The following is an 18,998-nucleotide window of genomic DNA, read 5'->3' as shown; positions in this document are numbered from 1 at the left end:
AACACGGAATTACTCCTATCTTAAAGCTAGTCGCTCAGCTACTTTGCGGATGGCTTTAGCCACATCCACAAAGGCTTCATCTTGATTACTCCAGGTGGTAATGGGTTGAGCATTTTTAGGAAAGGCCTGCAACTTGCCAAATAGACTACTTTGCCAATCAACTGGACGCAAAATGATGGGCATGACAAAAGCTTCTCTGGCTTCATGACGCTCCATTGCTCGTTTCATCTCGATATCAAAGCAATAGTTGGATGCCATAAAATCGGGGCTGATCAGCAACAGAATCAATTGGGCTGAGTTGAGATGGTTATCAATTTCCCCTGCCCATTCCATGCCAGCTCCGATGTCCCGGTCATACCAGGCAGAAATGACTTTCTGGCTTTTTAATAAGCTCAGGTGTTTTGCCAGTTCATCCCGTAGGGCTTCATCTCGATGGGAGTAGGAAAAGAAAACTTCGATCGGTCGTGTGGGTTTGGGTTGTACGGGAGATGAAGGGGATGGAGGGGGTGGGGGAGATGGGGAAGAAACAAGGGTGGGAATGGGGAAATCGAAGTCTGATGAAGGGGCAGAGGTAGGGATGGAAGGTGGTTGAATGTTTTGCACCAGTTGTCGAATTTGATTGGAGGCTTCCTGATAATTCATTGCCCCTGACCCGGCAATATTGCCAATGGTGCCGCCTGAGATCTGGAAGCTGTTAGATGATGCAGGGCTTGGGGCAGAAATCGGTGGCACGGGGACGGGAACGGAGGACAGGGGATAGCGAACGATCGCCATTGTGCCACTGGAGCCAAGTCCAATCGCTTCATATCCAGTGCCCTGCAAGTAAGTGCGAACTGCACTCAAGAGGCGATCGCTTGTAATTACTCCAGTGATATCGGCATTTTCTGGAGCTAAGCTATGGAGAATCGCAGCTGCAAATGGATGGCGATCGCTTGGTAGACCTGATTGGCTGCGACAGACTGCAATCAAGCCATAATTAGGTCGAGTTTGAAACACTGTCAATGTTTGCTCAATCAACGCTCGACTGATTGCATAGATGCCATAGTCAATATCCAAAATCAGAAGCAACTGGTTGACGGTGGCTTTGCGAATTAAATCATTCAAACTATCCAGAGCAATTCCATGCTGTTGCCAGATTAGTTCTGTCCCTTCTGCTTCAACCGTGCAATCAGAAGCGGCTAAATACCCCTTCAGTTCTCCTAAGCTATCGGCAACCGTAATACCGTAGCCGCTGATATAAATTATGGCTTCACCTTGAGGACATTGTTCTAATAACAGGTGTCGTAGTGCTTGCCCCAAGGCTCTGCCAGACAGGTTTTCAGTACCCGAGTCAGGCAATCGTTGCACCTGTGGCACTTGGGCATAGCGTTCAAGCTGATGGGCGATCGCATCTGCATTTAAGATCGCTTTTTCCAACGGGGGTAAGGCGCGATCGGTATAGTTAGAAATGCCAACCACTAAAGCACAACGATTCATAAGGCACCGTCTGGATGCAAGATTTGATGTAAGAACAGTACAACATGTCTCAAGTCAGCAAGGTAAAGCTTATGGTTGGAGAGCTGCGCTCCGCGCAGCTCTCCAACCATAAGCTTGTTTTATCAAAGCATTCAGCACTCTAGTATGAAGTGAGGTATCAACGCTATCCTATCATCGGTAGGATTGAGTGCAACAGGCGATTCTTTAGATCTGCAATGTCGGTCATCACCATACTGGAGAAAAAGCAACATGAACAGATGGCACTCTCATGCCGGGGCTTTGATCGGGTGTACATTGGGCTTTGTGGCTTCCGTCCAACCAATCGCCGCTCAAGTTATTCCTGATGCTACGTTGCCAGCCAGAGAGCGATCGCAAGTTTCTGGCAATCCCCATGTGCAGATTGACGGTGGAGCAAGGCGAGGCGCTAATTTGTTTCATAGCTTCCGCCAGTTTTCAATCCCCACGGGCGGATCGGCTTACTTCAATAATGCGGCGGATGTGCAAACTATTTTTGCTCGTGTCACAGGCAGAACCCGCTCCAACATTAATGGTGTGCTGAGCGCTAATGGTACTGCCAATCTGTTTTTGCTCAATCCCAATGGCATTTTATTTGGACCCAATGGATCACTTAATATAGGAGGTTCGTTTGTAGCGAGTACAGCCAGTAGCATTGAGTTTGCCGATGGCACAGAGTTTAGTGCTGTGCATCCATCCACTTCATCCCTGTTAACCATCAGCGTACCTATCGGCTTGCAGTTTAATGGTTCCGAAGGCAACCTTGTCGCCAGGAGTGGTAGACCGGACTCTGTGCCGCCCAACAACCCGCTTCTAGAAGTGGAAGATGCAGGGCAAACTCTAGACACCAGTCAGAGTGTGAATAGTTCCTCTTCCGGGACAGGCTTCGACGCGATTTCTGGAATGCTGTCTGATGTCAATGATGTGGATATGTACAAACTCTCTCTGACGGCGGGTCAACCCTTTATGGCAACAACTCTGGGTCAGACGGGGGTCGATACCCAGTTATTCATCTTCGATGCCAGAGGGTTTGGTCTTGTCACTAACGACGACACAGGGGGAACCTATCAATCTAGAGTGCCAGTCAATGAGCCATTTATACCGAGTGTATCTGGCACTTACTACCTGGGTATATCCAGTTTTGGCAACGATCCCGTCAGTCCACGCGGTGCCATCTTTTCAAACCTTGGTGAACAGAATAGACCCGGTGTTGAATCACCTTTCAGTGATTGGAGTAACACGGGTGAAGACCTGGGAGATTACACCATCCGTCTGTTTAACTCGCGCAACAGTTTTTCTGGAGGACTCCGGGTTCGAGCGGGTAGAACGCTGGCGTTGATTGGGGGCAGGGTGGACATTGAGGGTGGACAGTTGGTAGCACCAGGGGGTCGGATTGAGGTAGGAGGTATAGCAGCAAACGGCACCGTTGGGCTTACGGTTAGAGGCTCGTCTGTTCGTTCGCACTTCCCGTCGGGGGTATCACGCGCCAATGTTGTTCTTGGCGATAGTACTCTGGTGGATGTCCGGGCAGATAACGGCGGCAGTATCGCCATCACGGCTCGGAATTTGAGGACTGGGTTCGACACGCGGTTGCTAGCGGGAATAGCCCTGGAGAGCGGTTTTGCGGGTGCCAGGGCAGGAGAGATTGACCTGAATGCAACAGGTGCCATGAGGGTTGAAGGTAGTTCGATTGCAAACACGGTGGCGGCTGGAGGTGTGGGCGATGGTGGCGATATCAACATCACCACAGGTTCGCTGTCTGTCACCAGTCTGGCTGAACTGTCTGCCTATACCCGAGGGCGGGGCAATGTGGGCGACGTGAATATCCATGCGCGTGATCGTGTTTTGTTTGATGGCACTTATTTGTATAACAACGTGCGACCTGGCGCGGTGGGTCGGGGTGGCGATATCAACATCACCACAGGCTCACTGTTTGTTACCAATGCGGCTCAATTGGCCGCTGCCAACATCAATGGACGGGGCAATGCGGGCAACATTAATATTCTTGCTCGCGATACCGTTACCGTAGATGGAGAAACGGCATACTTCTTTCCCAGTTCGCTCTGGAGCTTTGTGGGACGAGGTGGGATTGGTAATGGTGGCAGTATCAATATCCAAGCAACACACCTCACCCTGACCTCAAATGCTGCGCTCATCGGTGATGTAGAGCCGACTGCACGCGGACAGGGAGGAGACATTAATCTGGATATTAGCGACACGATTTTGCTGCGGGGTGGAACAACGGCTAGTACTGGAGAATCCGCCAGAATTACTCTGGGAGTGGAGCCAGACGGGATCGGTTCTGGTGGAACCCTTCACATCCGTACAGGATGGTTAGTCTTACAAGATGGCGGTCTGATCAAAGCCAGCACGCAAGGGCAAGGGGATGCCGGGAATCTTGACATTAGAGCAAACGGAGTCGATATTTCGGGTAGCGTTCCCAGCAGTGGGTTGCCCAGTGGGTTGTTTACCAGTAGCGATACCAGCGGTGACGCGGGAAATATTACCATCCAGACTCAAACATTTCGGATTGCCGATGGAGCCGCTTTGAGTGCTCGCAGTCGAGGGAATGGGGTGGGAGGAGACATTACCATTAATGCTGCTCGTACCGTTGAAGTCCTTGACGGTGGACAGCTCATCACTACCTCCTTTGGGCAAGGGGAAGCAGGCAACATCACGGTCAATGCCGGAGAGCAGATTACGATCGCAGGAAGTGACCCTGACTATACCGATCGCATTGCTAGATTTCCGGATCCGATTGCACCTTTCGTTGCCAATGCCATTACTGAAACTGGCCCTGCTAGTGGCTTATTTGCTAATACTGAACCTGGTTCAAGCGGACGCGGCGGTGATATTAGAATCACAACCGGACAATTTAATATTCAAGATCAAGCCGAAGTAACAGTCAGCAGTTCGGGTCGAGGTAGTGCCGGTTCTTTGTTTGTGAATACCGATCTGATCTTGCTCAACAACCAGAGCAGCATTCGAGCTGATACGTCGGGTGGTGGCGGCAATATTAATGTGCGATCGCCCTTCATCCTTTTGCGCAATGGCAGTAATATTTCAACCAATGCGACGGGCAGTAACATTCCCGGTGGTAATATTGCCATCGACACCCGCTTTCTTGTGGCAGTGCTAAACGAAGATAGCAATATCAGCGCCAACTCTGAAGATTTTCGCGGTGGTAATGTCAGCATCAGTGCTGTCTCTCTCTTGGGTATCCAGCCCAGTTTGACTTCCACCCCCTTGAGCGATATTACTGCTACTGGAGCGACGGCTGCCTTAAGTGGAGCGATCGATGTCACGACCGCAGGGCTTGACCCTACAGCAGGTTTAGTAGAATTACCCGCTGACTTAGTAGACTCTTCCCAGTCAATTGCCAGAGGTTGTCCCGCTGATCAGGGCAATTCCTTTATTGTCAGCGGTCGGGGTGGCTTACCACCCAACCCAGAGCAACAATTGGACGATAATGCCGATTGGCAAGACCGTCGCAGACTCATGGTGACACCGTCGTCATCCAGCCATCCCTTACCACCTTCTACCCCTCAGCAATCCATCACCCCTCAAACTGAGGCAACGGCATGGCAAATAGATGCCAGTGGGCAAGTCGTTCTGGTTGCAGTAACGGCTAATCCAGTTGTGCCAGATCCTTTCAATCAACCCATGAATTGCCAGGAAATGGGGGTGTTCTAAAGTAGTCCTGTGAAATGAGTGCCGCATGGAGCGCGGCACTCATTTCACAGGTCATCGTTGAGTTGAGCCGTGCCGAGAATCTCACGTCAGGGCTTCAGAACAATCTTGATACAGTTATCTCGTTTGTGTTTGAAGATTTCGTATCCATGAGCGGCTTCATCGAGAGGTAGTGTGTGAGTGATGACAAACGAGGGATCAATTCTGCCGTTTTGAATGTGGTCTAACAACGGTTGTAAATATCGATGGACGTGTGTTTGACCCATCTTAAAGGTCAACCCCTTGTTAAAGGCAGCTCCCATGGGAATTTTGTCAAGAAATCCCCCATAGACTCCAGCTAACGAGATGGTGCCCCCTTTGCGACATGCCACCATAATCTGCCGCAGTGCTGTAGGGCGATCGGTTTCTAGCCGCACTGCTTGTTTGACTTGGTCATAAAATGCCATGGCATCGGTGCCGTGAGCTTCCATACCAACCGCATCAATACAAGCATCGGGACCGCGCCCACCTGTCATCTCTCTAACCGCTTCCCCGGCGTCTATTTGTTCGTAATCAACAACTTCTGCTCCCGCTTGCTTTGCCATCTCCAATCGTTCCGGTATGCGATCGAACGCAATGACTCGCTCGGCTCCCAACAGGAAAGCACTCTTAATCGCAAATTGTCCGACTGGTCCACATCCCCAAACGGCAACGGTATCGCCGGGTTGAATGTTGCAGTTTTCGGCTGCCATGTAACCAGTCGGAAAGATGTCGGTTAAAAACAACACTTGCTCATCAGTTAGCCCGTCTGGAATCTTGAACAAACCCACATCGGCAAAGGGAACACGGGCATATTGAGCCTGTCCTCCGGCATATCCCCCAAACATATGAGAGTAGCCAAATAGTCCGGAGGGAGAGTGTCCCATCATTTTTTCTGCCATCCAAGCATTGGGGTTGGAGTTATCGCATAATGACCACAAATCACGGTTGCAGAAGAAGCAGTTGCCGCAAGAGATGGTGAAAGGAACGACGACGCGATCGCCAATGCTGACGTTTGTCACTCGTGAACCGACTTCAACGACTTCTCCCATAAACTCATGACCGAGAATGTCGCCCGACTGCATGGTGGGAATGTAGCCATTATAAATATGGAGGTCAGACCCACAAATGGCTGTAGAGGTAATTTTGATAATGGCATCACGTGGATTGATGATTTTAGGATCAGGGGCGTTGTCTACGCGAACATCATTTGCACCATGCCAACACACTGCTTTCATGAATGATTCTCCAATAGTATGAGGATTGAAATAGGGAAAAGTTGCAACGAAATTTTCAAGTGCAATGGAGTCAGGTGTGGCTAGACCTCTTGCAAATTAAGTTTTTGGGATTAGTTTGGGCGGGGGTGAAGCCCCCGCCCAAACTGATCTGCAAGAGATCTACTGCTTTCATAGGAATGGCTGACTCTTTCAATCCATGCCATTACTCGATTAATTCTTAGAACTCTTACAAAACAAATCTGATTCACTTTTTTGAGAAGGCGTGGCTCCGCTACGCCTTCTCAAAAAAGTTATGGATTTTGCTTGAGCCACAGTTTTTTTGTTGTTTGCCGCGCTCCATGCGGCACACAACAAAAAAACTAAACATACTCAAGCGCGAAGCGCTGTAGTTTCTCAATCGATCCGATTGATTGTTAGCCCTGACAGGAGGATTGCCCTTTAGTGGTAGCAATTTCCCCAGTTTCCATTAGTTGCTTAAAGCGCCACAGATCATCACCGATTTGCTGCTCAGGTTCTTCGCCAAAAAACTTGGCGAGTACTGCCGTTAAAGCACCACCCGGTGGAGCGTATTCAATCACAATTTTGACTTCAGTACCGCGATCCGTAGGAGCCGGATGAAAGCGGACAAATCCAGAGTTTTCAACATCTGCTTCGGCTGCTGACGTCCAGGCAATCAAATGATTTGGTTCAACTTTGATAATCTCGGCGTCCCATTCAACCGTCTGATCCATCGGAGCTTTAGCCACCCAGTGCGATCGCCGATTATCCAGCACAGTGACGGATTCTAGGTGCTTCATAAAGTGAGGCAAGTTCTCAAAGTTAGACCAGAAGGTATACAATTCCTCCGCCGACTTATTGATGGTGACTGTTTTTTCGACTCTGATTGCCTTAGTGATGCCGGTTGCTTCACCGATCTTTTCTGCCACTCCACTGACTTTATCAGTGATGCTGCTTTCACTGGTTGTACCGTGGTAGATCATGCTGCCTCCGGCGATCGCCATTAGCACACCCCGGAGCGAGCGATGTTGCAATCCCATCAATACCATCGCCCCACCGCCAACGATAGATGCCCACTTTTCTGAATCACTTAGAGGGGTGACTTGACCTGGCACCGATGAGGATTGAGGGGGAGTGATCCGAGAAAAATCCTGTCGGTCTTGATTTACTATTTCTTCCACAGTTTGATTCCTCAACGGTTTGATGTGATCTAAGCGGTAACTGCTGCACCTGTACTGGGGTGCGGAGGTTGCATCGGGTCTTCGAGCAAGCGGGCTTGATACAGATCGGCTACCTGTTGTTCGTGTTGGGCAGTCTCTACTTCTATCTGATCAAAGATTTCAACGGTAGTTGGGTCGGTCAACTTATTGCGCAAGTTATAAATATCAACGACACCAGTTTGTAACTCACCCAATACCCGTTGCAGGACTTCAATATCACTGTTGATGGATTGTAGCCATGTCTTTAAATCGGCGTAGGCACCGCTGGTGTTAGCTTGCAAAGATGGCTCTTGATTAAACAAATCCAGCCGATTTTCGAGCATGATGATGTGTTGAGCTTTGCTGTCCCGAATCCCTTCTAAAATAGAAATGACTTCGGAGTCAGAAGTTTTCCGGGAATAGGTTTCCAGGGCTTCGCGCGCATAACGTTCACCGGCGATCGCTGTATTCAGGGCACTAACGATTTCGCGTTTGCTGGAGCCACCCCATTCTTCTGCTAACTTCCACCATCCTGCACCCATATCGGAAACGTCTGGCAGGGTTGTGTCAGGAATAGTTAATTCCAATACCTGTAGAATAGCTGTTGTGAAGATGGGGAGATCGCCGGGTCGGCGGGAGGTAATCAAGTTATCATCGACGACTAACGGCTGATCCACAAATTCAGCTCCGGCATTTTGCATATCTTTGCGAATCGCTCGAAATCCAGTCGCTTCTTTGCCCTTGAGTAAATCTCCCTCAATCAAGACTTGAGGACCATGACAAACAGCGGCAATCCAGATTCCTTGAGCCATAGCATCTTGTACAAATCGCACCGTCTTCATATTGGTGCGCATTTTGTCGGGAGCAAATCCACCAGGAATGATGATTGCATCAAAATCATAAGGACGGGCTTCTGTAGTGGTGCCATCTGCTTTAATCGACAGCTTGCCTTGTTGACCTTTGTAGTCTTCATTGATGCGAGAACCCAACACAACAATTTCAGCTCCGGCTTTTTGCAGTGCGTTGTAGGGAATTTGGAACTCGACATCCTCAACTTTTTGTTCAATTAAAATTGCAACTCGCTTTCTAGCAGTCTGACCGTTGACTGTCATCGGACTTCTCCTGTGTGAGGCAATCGACTTGTGCGATTCTGTCTGCCTCAGCTTATGTCGGGCGATCGCAATGCTCGTCAGTCTTGAGGTGGATCAGACCCTATGCTGCTGGGAGGGTGTTGTCAAAATAGTTTGCACTTAAATAATGGATGAGAGGTGGCGCGGGCAAAGCCCGCGCCACCTCTCATCCATTATTTAAGTAGCATGACGTATAAATTATCGTGAGAGAACCGCAATCGATCCCGCCATGCAGGGCTATAGGACTGCTATACTATTCCGGCTGAATTGGATTGGAAAGCAATCCAGTCCGTTTCATGATATTTTCCCGATCTTCTTTACCTATCTCAACCCATTGCTCAAAGCTAGCGCTATCAGAGTGAGTTTCAAACCATCTCTTTAAATTGGCAATATTCCTTCCTGTACTCCAATTTTTGGGATGTCGAACAATCATTGTTTCAAAGTATGGAATATACCATCGCATAAATACTTCTCCAAATAGATCGGGAACCATACTATTGATTAGTTGTTTATGTTTAATCACAAACCAAAGGCGTTGATAGAAGTGAATAACATTCCAAATATGAGAATATTCGTCTGGTTCTAGAAATAAAGAGAACTGGTCATAGGTTTGATCCATATACTTGGCAAAAACTTTATCAGCAGGTCTTCTCGACTTGAGAACTTCTCCTGAATTAAATTCTCGATGCAGCTCAAGAGTCGTTTGCATCTTGGCATGTCTATCAGACGTTAACCAGGCAATAAATGAGCCAAGAAGTGTTCCAAGAATGCCAAATAATGCTTCCATCGCTTCCAATACTAAATCTTTGGTTTTATTAAACCACGATCCTTACAGTGCTTCGCGTGTGGATATGTTTAGTTTTTTGATTGTGTGCCGCACTCCACACGGCACGCAACAAAAAAATGTGGCTGAAGCAATTGAATATTGCTGTTCTATCGTTGCCCTGACGGGGGTGGCGATCGCTAACAGTCTAACCAAACGCTCTTGAGTGAGGGGCAGCTGTATGATGCTGAACTTTAGTTGCACGCTGGCTACCAACTAAAGTTGGAGTCAGCCCTCCACTCAAGGTGGGGAGATTACTCAATCAAGTGATTAGGTGAAACTGCCAACTCTAAGTTGACGACAACCTCAAGTCGATTATCTATAGTAAATTCAGTCAAACCCAAGTAAGTATTGATATCGTTCTCTATGACGCTATGATTCAGCGCCTTAATCAGTAGGTTAACCTCCAATCTCATCCAGAGCTACTTCATTGTGCTATACAACTCGAAGCCTTGCCTACCAGTTGGCGCGACTACTTTCAAGAGCAACGCTATCGTCAGGCTAAGCTTCAGCAAGGCTGAAATAGCGAACGTGTTGTGATGGTGTGGAATAGGGCGATCGCATCCCACACCATCACATTCAATTCATTCCGTTTCACCGTTTTGATTTAACCGATTGTTCACATTCATCAACTCCAGGAAACTATATGTTGAGCCAAGCCGAATTGCAATCCAATCGCATTCTAGAGGTCGCAAGCGATACTCGTCTTTCTCGTGAAGTAAAAGCATTTTTGAAATTGCTGAATTCTGGAGATGGACCGCCGTTAGAAGCCTTATCGCCATTGGAAGCCCGTCAAGTATTGGTAAATGCGCAAGCATCGGTCAACGTAGACCTTTCAGGTATTGACGAATCTGAAAAAACGATTACCGCTGATGGATATTCAATCACCCTCAACATTGTCCGACCTGAAGGGGTCAAAGGCATTCTGCCCGTGTTCATCTTCATTCATGGTGGCGGTTGGGTGCTGGGCGATTATCCGACGCACAAGCGTATGGTTCGTGATCTCGTTGTCCTGTCAGGGTTTTCAGGAGTCTTTGTCAACTATACGCGCACGCCAGATGCTCAGTATCCTCAAGCAATCAATGAAATCTATGCGGCAACCAAATGGGTGGCTGAGCATGGTGAGGAAATTGGGGTTGATGGCAAAAATCTAGCCATTGTCGGTAACAGCGTCGGTGGTAATATGACGGCTGTAACGACGCTGATGGCAAAAGCACATGGGGGTCCTAAGATTAAGCTGCAAATTTTGATGTGGCCTATCGTCGATGCCAATTTTGAAACGGAATCGTATCAACAGTTTGGTGAGAAACGCTTTTTGACTACACCGTTGATGAAGTGGATGTATGACATGTACATTGCTAGCCCAGAAAAACGCAAGGACATTTATGCGTCTCCTCTACAAGCAACGACTGAACAATTGCAAGGATTACCTCCGGCACTGATTCAAGTGGCAGAAAGCGATGTGTTGCGCGATGAAGGTGAAGCCTATGGACACAAGCTTGATGAAGCGGGAGTACCTGTGACCACGGTGCGCTATAACGGCATGATTCATGACTTTGGTCTGTTGAATGGGTTAGCGGAGCTTCCGGCAGTGCGATCGCTGTTTGTCCAGGCTGCCGCTGAGTTGAAGAAATATCTGCAATAGGAAACACCCACAGGTTCTCTATATCCTTGTCCTGATTGAGCTTTGGCGATCGCACTGTGTTAGTAGCATAGTGCGATTGCTTGCTGTCGGGGCGGATGATTGTATGTTTCATCCATCGATCACAGAGAACTTAAAAGCAAGGATGCGATCGCACTTACATCGTGTCATTCTAGTGCTTTGTCAGCGTTAAATTTTAGAGTTGCCATCTCTGATCGCGCTCCCTAAGACCTCGGAGGTTTGGAAAACCTCCGAGGTCTACGTCTACTTATTACCCTACGTCTGAACGTTGACAAGGCACTGGGTGCAAACCAAAAGATATCGATCAATGCGATTTGAATGGGGTGTTGCTGAATCCTGGCATGAAGTTGCATGGGACGATGCTGTGATGCTTAAAAGAGGGGGGCAGGGAGCAAAGCTCCCTGCCCCCCTCTGCAACCTAAATTAAGGCGTATCTTGCCAAATTTAGTATTTGCAACACTAGACTCTACTTCGCACCGACCAAAACTTTGGCAGGGGCTTCTCCGGTTTCTACATCTTGCATATGATTCAGCAAGGCACTGATATTTTTCTTGGCATCACCAAACAACATACGGGTGTTTTCTTTGTAAAACAAAGGATTTTCCACCCCGGCATAACCACTTGCCATGCCGCGCTTGAGAACAATCACGGTCTTGGCATTCCAGACCTCTAGCACAGGCATCCCGGCAATGGGGCTATTGGGGTCTTCCATCGCACTGGGGTTGACTGTATCGTTAGCACCCACAACCAGCACCACATCAGTTTCAGGGAAATCTTCGTTGATTTCGTCCATTTCTAAAACGATGTCGTAGGGCACGTTGGCTTCTGCCAGCAACACATTCATGTGACCCGGCATCCGTCCGGCAACGGGATGAATCCCGAAGCGAACATTAGTTTTTTGCTTGCGCAAAATGCTGGTAACTTCAGCGATCGGGTGTTGTGCCTGGGCGACTGCCATGCCATAACCGGGGACGATAATGACGCTCTTAGCATTGAGCAACAGATCGACGGTTTCATCCACAGTGGTGGGGGTGACATCGCCGGTAACCTGGCTGGACGATGAAGCCGTGCCAGTACCGGCACCAAAGCCACCCAAAATCACACTGATGAAGGAGCGGTTCATGGCTTTGCACATGATGTAACTGAGGATGGCACCACTGCTGCCCACTAGCGCTCCGGTAATGATCAGCAAATCATTGGACAACATGAAGCCAGCGGCGGCAGCTGCCCAACCCGAATAGCTATTGAGCATGGAAATGACCACAGGCATATCGGCACCGCCGATTGCCATCACCAGATGAATACCCAAAATGCAGGCGATCGCCGTCATTGATAGCAATGGGATCAGCCCATCTGGACTTTCGACTGCCATAAACTGCACGCCCAGCCAGACGCAGCCAGCCAGCATTGCCAGGTTAAGAAAATGGCGAGCAGGCAGCATTAACGGCTTACTGCTGATCAATTCTCGCAATTTGCCGAACGCGACGATGGATCCCGTAAATGTCACCGCTCCGATAAAGACACCGACAAAGATTTCGATCTTGTGGATGGTTTCTTCAACACCGACAAGCGGTTGCCCCGTTTGCAAATAATTGGCGATACCCACCAGCACGGCTGCCGCACCGACAAAGCTGTGCAGCATCGCAACTAACTCAGGCATCGAGGTCATGGCTACGCGTGACGCCAAAATCGAGCCTACGATAACGCTGGGCAAGATCACAGCCACCAAGGTGCCGTAGTTGGTCACGGCTGGACTGAGAGCGGTTGCCACAAACGCGATCAACATCCCGGCAATGCCAAACATGTTGCCTTTTTTGGCAGTTTCCTGGTCAGATAATCCTCCCAGGCTGAGGATAAATAAAGCACTCGCCGCAATGTATGCGACCGTCAGCAGATTATTGGACATAGAGTTGGGGAAATAGGGGATAGAGAATTGGATGTCAATGGAATGGTTATCGCTGGAACATCTTCAACATGCGTTGGGTGACCAGGAAGCCGCCGGAAATGTTGACGGTGCCGATGAGAACGGCGATCGCGCCCAAAATAGTAGTGGGTGACGTTAGGTCGCCCGAAATCTGCAACATCCCGCCAATGATGATGATGCCGCTGATGGCATTGGTCACACTCATCAAAGGGGTATGCAGAGCGGGTTTGACATTCCAGATCACCTGCCAACCGACGAAACACGCCAGCACAAATACGGTGAAGTGAGATAGGAAGGAAGAAGGCGCACCAATGCCGATGCCAACCAGGGCTGACCCTGCCAATACAGGAAACAGAATGCTGTTGATGTTTTGTTTGGGTTGAGTGGCGGCTGGCGCAACTGCAACAGCGGCGGCTGGGGTGGTGAGTTGTGGAGGGCTGGGAGGGGTGGCAGGTTTCGGGGGTGGATAGGTGACATCTCCGTTGTGCAGCACTAACGCTCCTCGAATCACCTCATCGTCCAGGTCGATCCGGTAATTGCCAGAGCCACCCATATCACTTAACAAATGGCACAGGTTTGTGCCATACAGCTGGCTCGATTGCGCTGCCATGCGACTGGGGAAATCGGTCAGACCGACGATCGTGACACCGTTATAGCAGTAGACTTCACCGGGTTTTGTCACCTCGCAGTTGCCACCTTGCTCGGCTGCCATATCCACCACGACGGAGCCCGCTTTCATGCTCTCTACCATATCGCGGGTGATCAAAATTGGCGCTCTTCTGCCGGGGATCAAAGCCGTGGTGACAATGATATCCACTTCTTTTGCCTGTGCCGCAAACAACTCCATTTCTTTTTTGATGAACTCGTCGCTCATCACTTTGGCGTAGCCGCCTTCGCCGGAGCCATCTTCAGCAAAATCGAGTTCTAAAAACTCGGCTCCCAGACTTTCGACTTGTTCTTTCACGACCAAGCGGGTATCAAACCCTCGCACGATCGCACCTAAGCCTTTGGCAGCCCCGATCGCTGCTAAGCCTGCAACCCCTGCCCCAATCACCAACACTTTGGCAGGTGGAACTTTACCCGCTGCTGTAATTTGTCCGGTAAAAAACCGTCCGAAGTTATTAGCCGCTTCGATCACAGCCCGATAACCAGCAATGTTAGCCATTGAACTGAGCGCATCCATTTTCTGGGCGCGGCTGATGCGGGGAACGGCATCCATGGCTAAGACAGAGGCTTTACAGGCAGCCAATTGCTGCAACAGGTCGGCATTTTGAGCCGGGTAGATAAAGCTAATCAGCGTTTTTCCGGCAGTGAGTAACTCTGCCTCATGTATCCCAAGTTCCGTATGGGTCGCCGGGGGACGCACTTTCAAAATAATATCGGCAGCATCCCAGAGCGATCGCGCATCGGCAATAATTTGGCAGTTGGCGTGTTGATAACTCTCGTCAGAGAAACTTGCGGCTGCCCCTGCCCCCGTTTCTACTAACACGTCAAACCCCATCTTTTGTAGAGTTTTGGCAGTGTCGGGGGTGGCAGCAACTCGACATTCTCCCGGAGAAATCTCCTTAGGAATACCGATTTTTAAGCTTGGTTTCGGTTGAGCCTCAGCCGTTTCAAGGGTACTGGCTTCAGCTTTGTCAGCAGCTATGGTCATGGACTCTCCTTAGGTTCGCTGAATTTGGAATTGTCGATAGGTACTGGGGCTGCGTTGTAAAGAAAGGTAAATTGACGACCTTTGCTCAAAAGGGTCTAAAACGGAAAAAATGGGAGGAGTAGATGGGCGCGATCGCAAGCGATCGCATGACCCTAATTGGTTTAAACGTGAGGATAGATGGAGTCAAACACGCAGAAGAGAGCGGTTCTTTTGTGTATCGATTGAAAGGGGGAGGCAAACTCATGCAGAAATTTTGCTCTCTTTACCCTTACCCGATTAGCAACACAACAGGAATAAATCGATGGAAATCTCTATACAAGTTCAAGAATTTTTACGCTCCTTGAGAGTGACTCGGGTTAACTACGTGTAGTTCGCTTTGCATCCTAAAGTGATCCCTCCCCACACATCAGGATCTTCAACTTGTCTTAGGATTGCAGCCTGAATACACCCGAAAGTTGACGGTTAGAAGTCTGATAAAAACAACGTGAACAACTTTTTGGGAGAGTGCGGCTTCGCCGCACTCTCCCAAAAAGTTCTGGGTTTTTAATTTGGTCAGGATTTTTAGCAGCGCTGCGTTGCCAACTGCCATCCCCATTGAACGATCAGGGGGCGTCACACCTCCCAAGTTTCTCACACTCGCATGGGCATGATAATGAGATAGGGGTTCATCTCGTGCGATCGCACAGGGTGTCCTGGGTGAGATTCGATTGGCTGGGGTTAAAGCTTTGAACGTTTTTGCAACACTTCCGTCAGAATGCAAGCGTAACCTGCTGGTTTTATTTATCGCAGGTCTTCTCTTCTGGTCGGCTCTGGCATCGTTGTTACCGACTTTGCCGCTCTATATTGCCGAGATGGGCAGAAACAGCGAAGAAATCGGTATCATCATGGGTACCTTCGCCATTGGGCTGCTGGGGTTTCGTGCCTCTTTAGCACGGCTGGCAGACCGGCGGGGGCGCAAAATTGTGTTATTGATTGGCATGACTGCCGTGGCACTGGCTCCGATGGGCTATTTGCTAACTGAATCAATGCCGCTATTGATTGGGGTGAGAGCGTTTCATGGCATCAGCATTGCTGCCTTTGCGTTGGCATATAGCGCTCTGGTGGTCGATATTTCACCTCCCGGCAGTCGTGGCGAATTGATCGGCTATATGAGCCTGGTGAATCCAACCGGGATGGCGTTAGGACCGGCAATGGGCGGTTTTTTGCACGAATGGTTTGGCTTTACCCCGGCGTTTCTGGCAGCTACCGCCGCTGGCTTGGTCGGGTTAGTCTGCACGGCTCAAGTGTATGCTCCGGCGGAGGTCACCCTGGCGGCACAGTCAGACTCAGGACAGTTTTGGCAAATGTTGGGCAATCCCCGCATTCGGATTCCGACACTTGTGCTGTTGTTGGTCGGGCTGGCGTTTGGTGCGCTGGTGACGTTTGTGCCGTTGCTGATGCAAGAGGCAAAGACCTCGTTAAACGTCGGGCTGTTTTATGCGGCAGCGGCGATCGCCAGTTTTGGGATTCGGCTGATTGCGGGGCGGGCATCGGATCGCTATGGACGGGGTCCGTTTATTACCTTTAGCCTGATCCTCTATGGGCTGGCGATGGTGCTGCTGTGGCAAGCCCAAAGTGCGTCTGCCTTTTTGTTAGCAGGGCTGGTGGAAGGCTGTGGCGGCGGTATTCTGATTCCGATGATGGCAGCCCTCATGGCAGATCGATCGCACCCCAATGAGCGCGGTCGCACCTTTAGTCTGTGCATGGTGGGGTTTGATCTGGGAATTGCGATCGCAGGACCTCTATTTGGGGCGATCGCCAACCAGACCAACTATCGCTTTATTTTTGGGGCATCGGCTGCCCTTGTGTTTTTAGGATTGCTGGTGTTTGTCACCTTATCGGGCAAAGATTTAGCCCAGTCGTTTGGCTTTGCCATCGGTCGCAGCCCAGATATGTATGCCGTAGAAGAATTAACCGTCAAAAGCCACTGATCCCTAACGGGTGGGGTAAGGTGTCGGCACATGGTAGACGCGTCACTCCACAGGTTGACAGTCAATATCAGCCCAAACGCCCTAAAATCAGCCAAACTAAAAAAGGAGATGGCGATACGCCATCTCCTTTGATTCGAACGGGCTAGGAGGGATTCGAACCCCCGACACCGTGGTCCGTAGCCACGTGCTCTAGTCCACTGAGCTACAAGCCCTTGACCAAGATTTTTATCCTAACACAACTGTGACATGGTTCAAAGACCTTTTTCAAAAAATCTCGACTCTTCTGAAAAAAAACTGACCCATCTCGACTCAGATGGGCAGGCGCAGATGGTTGACGTTTCTGCAAAAACCGCAACCGTTCGTCGGGCGATCGCCACGGGTCGAGTTCGCATGCAGCCTGAAACCTTTGCCACCATTGAGGCGGGTAATGCACCCAAAGGAGATGTCTTGGGCACTGCCCGACTGGCAGGAATTATGGCAGCAAAACAAACCGCCAACCTGATCCCCCTCTGCCACCCCCTGCCCCTGCAAAAGGTCGAAGTTCGCATTTTCCCGGATGCCGACTTACCGGGCTACCAGATCGAAGCCGAGGTCAAAACCAAAGCGGAAACAGGGGTTGAAATGGAAGCGTTGACAGCGGTTTCTGTGGCAGCGCTGACCCTGTATGACATGGCAAAAGCCCTGGAAAAATCAATCCAAATCGAAGCCATTCAGCTCAAACACAAAACAGGCGGAAAATCGGGCGATTATTCGGCTGAATCTACTCGCATGGAGCAGGATACTGATTTGAAACCTGAATAGACCCAATATTTTTTGAGCGCATGACAAAGTCATGCGCTCAAAAAATATCTGTCCACTGCCTTTTGGTTAGCCATCAATGGCGATCGCGCTATGTAGCGCTTCGTACCTAGATAGATTACGGTTGTTGTGTGAGAGCCGCACGGAGTGCGGCTCTCACACAACAGCTTGTACTTCACGCGATTGAGAATTGCTATATATTAAGTTTTGTACAGGAAATGAGAAGAGGCTTGTTGTGCTGCCATGCCATTCATCCACGTGCCCGAACCCTGGCAATTACCAGAAAAATTAGTTACTCCAGAAGCTGCCTTTCTCAATCGACGGAAATTTCTCCAAGGATTGGGGTTGAGCATCGCTGGCACAGCTTTGCCCTTAATGGGGTGCCAAAAGCAAGTGACCACCGAAGAACCGCTGCAAGGAACCATTGCATTAAACCCCACCCCCAACGCTGCCTTTACCGATGCGGGGCGTCCGTTGACCAATGAGATGCTGGCAGGAACTTACAATAATTTCTATGAGTTTGGCAGTTCTAAGGGGATCTGGAAAAATGCGCAAGCACTGCCCACCGATCCCTGGACGGTCGAGGTGACAGGATTGGTCAACAATCCTAAAACCTATGATCTGGATGACCTGCTGCATCGCTTTCCATTGGAAGAACGCATCTATCGATTTCGGTGTGTTGAAGCCTGGGCAATGGTGGTTCCCTGGTTAGGGTTCCCCATGAATGCCCTGATCAAAGAAGTGGAACCCACGGCGGCGGCAAAATTTGTCCGCTTCACCTCGTATTTCGACCCCAAAGTCACCAAAGGCCCGACATTTCCACCCTCTCAATTTCTGCCTTTTCCCTATACCGAAGGGTTACGGCTCGATGAAATGAACAATGATCTGGCATTTTTTGCGGTGGGTCTTTATGGGCATACCTTACCCAAACAACATGGTGCGCCCATTCGTGCAGTAATTCCCTGGAAATATGGATTTAAAGGCGCAAAGTCGTTAGTCAAAATTGAGTTTGTGGAAACCCAACCGGCAACGTTTTGGAATACGTTGAATGCGAATGAATATAAGTTTGAATCGAACGTTGAACCAGACGTACCTCATCCTCGCTGGTCGCAAGCCACAGAACGATTAATTGGACCGAGTGATGAATATCGCTGGGAGAGAGTTCCGACCGTAAAATACAACGGCTATGGAGATTATGTTGCTCGTTTGTATGAATGATGCTGAATAGTATCGTGCTTAATAGCAGGATGAATGTGACCGTAAACCTTTTGGGTTTACGGTCACATTTATCCCCCAATCAGCAATGCCCAACTGAGGATCACAAATTAAATAAAACCCGGAAGTTTATTGTTGGAAGCGCGGCGTCGCCGCGCTTCCAACAATAAATCTTCGACTTTATTAAA

General features: G+C 49.5%; 13 protein-coding genes and 1 tRNA gene. 6 read left to right on the top strand and 8 right to left on the bottom strand.

What is annotated here, in order from left to right:
- Positions 1-15: 15 nt before the first annotated feature.
- Positions 16-1,476 carry a TIR domain-containing protein gene (locus ACR6Z4_RS16775; RefSeq protein WP_479718444.1) on the bottom strand — a complete coding sequence of 487 codons (1,461 nt, stop codon included), beginning with the start codon at positions 1,474-1,476 and terminating at the stop codon, positions 16-18.
- A gap of 249 nt (positions 1,477-1,725) precedes the next feature.
- On the opposite strand from ACR6Z4_RS16775, the gene ACR6Z4_RS16770 reads away from it, so the two are divergent.
- The gene (locus ACR6Z4_RS16770; RefSeq protein ID WP_479718443.1) at positions 1,726-5,184 is read left to right on the top strand and encodes a two-partner secretion domain-containing protein; all 3,459 of its coding nucleotides are present in this window, start codon (positions 1,726-1,728) and stop codon (positions 5,182-5,184) included.
- A gap of 86 nt (positions 5,185-5,270) precedes the next feature.
- Here ACR6Z4_RS16770 and ACR6Z4_RS16765 read toward each other — a convergent pair whose 3' ends face one another.
- From ACR6Z4_RS16765 to ACR6Z4_RS16750, 4 genes are all read right to left on the bottom strand, one after another.
- Complete coding sequence (locus ACR6Z4_RS16765; RefSeq protein WP_479718442.1) at positions 5,271-6,437, bottom strand: zinc-dependent alcohol dehydrogenase; 1,167 nt, start codon at positions 6,435-6,437, stop codon at positions 5,271-5,273.
- Between the two features lie 413 nt (positions 6,438-6,850).
- Positions 6,851-7,573 carry an SRPBCC family protein gene (locus ACR6Z4_RS16760; RefSeq protein ID WP_479718459.1) on the bottom strand — a complete coding sequence of 241 codons (723 nt, stop codon included), beginning with the start codon at positions 7,571-7,573 and terminating at the stop codon, positions 6,851-6,853.
- 71 nt (positions 7,574-7,644) lie between these two features.
- Complete coding sequence (locus ACR6Z4_RS16755) at positions 7,645-8,745, bottom strand: DJ-1/PfpI/YhbO family deglycase/protease (protein ID WP_479718441.1); 1,101 nt, start codon at positions 8,743-8,745, stop codon at positions 7,645-7,647.
- A 271-nt stretch (positions 8,746-9,016) separates the two neighbouring features.
- Positions 9,017-9,550: a hypothetical protein gene (locus ACR6Z4_RS16750; RefSeq protein WP_479718440.1), complete on the bottom strand. Its 534-nt coding sequence runs from the start codon at positions 9,548-9,550 to the stop codon at positions 9,017-9,019.
- Between the two features lie 58 nt (positions 9,551-9,608).
- On the opposite strand from ACR6Z4_RS16750, the gene ACR6Z4_RS16745 reads away from it, so the two are divergent.
- The gene (locus tag ACR6Z4_RS16745; RefSeq protein WP_479718439.1) at positions 9,609-9,752 is read left to right on the top strand and encodes a hypothetical protein; all 144 of its coding nucleotides are present in this window, start codon (positions 9,609-9,611) and stop codon (positions 9,750-9,752) included.
- Between the two features lie 480 nt (positions 9,753-10,232).
- Complete coding sequence (locus tag ACR6Z4_RS16740) at positions 10,233-11,231, top strand: alpha/beta hydrolase (RefSeq protein WP_479718438.1); 999 nt, start codon at positions 10,233-10,235, stop codon at positions 11,229-11,231.
- A 484-nt stretch (positions 11,232-11,715) separates the two neighbouring features.
- Here ACR6Z4_RS16740 and pntB read toward each other — a convergent pair whose 3' ends face one another.
- Both pntB and pntA read right to left on the bottom strand, forming a co-directional pair.
- The gene (pntB, locus tag ACR6Z4_RS16735) at positions 11,716-13,155 is read right to left on the bottom strand and encodes a Re/Si-specific NAD(P)(+) transhydrogenase subunit beta (RefSeq protein ID WP_479718437.1); all 1,440 of its coding nucleotides are present in this window, start codon (positions 13,153-13,155) and stop codon (positions 11,716-11,718) included.
- A 46-nt stretch (positions 13,156-13,201) separates the two neighbouring features.
- Complete coding sequence (pntA, locus tag ACR6Z4_RS16730) at positions 13,202-14,827, bottom strand: Re/Si-specific NAD(P)(+) transhydrogenase subunit alpha (RefSeq protein ID WP_479718436.1); 1,626 nt, start codon at positions 14,825-14,827, stop codon at positions 13,202-13,204.
- Between the two features lie 725 nt (positions 14,828-15,552).
- Here pntA and ACR6Z4_RS16725 point away from each other — a divergent pair.
- Positions 15,553-16,797 (top strand): MFS transporter, encoded by a 1,245-nt coding sequence (locus tag ACR6Z4_RS16725; protein WP_479718435.1) that lies wholly within the window; start codon positions 15,553-15,555, stop codon positions 16,795-16,797.
- A 138-nt stretch (positions 16,798-16,935) separates the two neighbouring features.
- On the opposite strand, the gene ACR6Z4_RS16720 is transcribed toward ACR6Z4_RS16725, so the two are convergent.
- A tRNA-Arg gene (locus tag ACR6Z4_RS16720) sits at positions 16,936-17,009 on the bottom strand.
- A gap of 34 nt (positions 17,010-17,043) precedes the next feature.
- On the opposite strand from ACR6Z4_RS16720, the gene moaC reads away from it, so the two are divergent.
- Positions 17,044-17,598, top strand: a complete 555-nt coding sequence (moaC, locus tag ACR6Z4_RS16715) for a cyclic pyranopterin monophosphate synthase MoaC (protein WP_479718434.1) — start codon at positions 17,044-17,046, stop codon at positions 17,596-17,598.
- Between the two features lie 240 nt (positions 17,599-17,838).
- A complete protein-coding gene (gene msrP / locus ACR6Z4_RS16710) occupies positions 17,839-18,813 on the top strand; it encodes a protein-methionine-sulfoxide reductase catalytic subunit MsrP (RefSeq protein WP_479718433.1) in 975 nt (324 codons plus the stop codon).
- Positions 18,814-18,998 lie beyond the last annotated feature (185 nt).

The sequence above is a fragment of the Calyptranema fuscum S582 genome (assembly GCF_055793305.1).
Note: the sequence above shows the minus strand (reverse complement) of the source record. Positions and strands in the feature narration are given on the sequence as shown.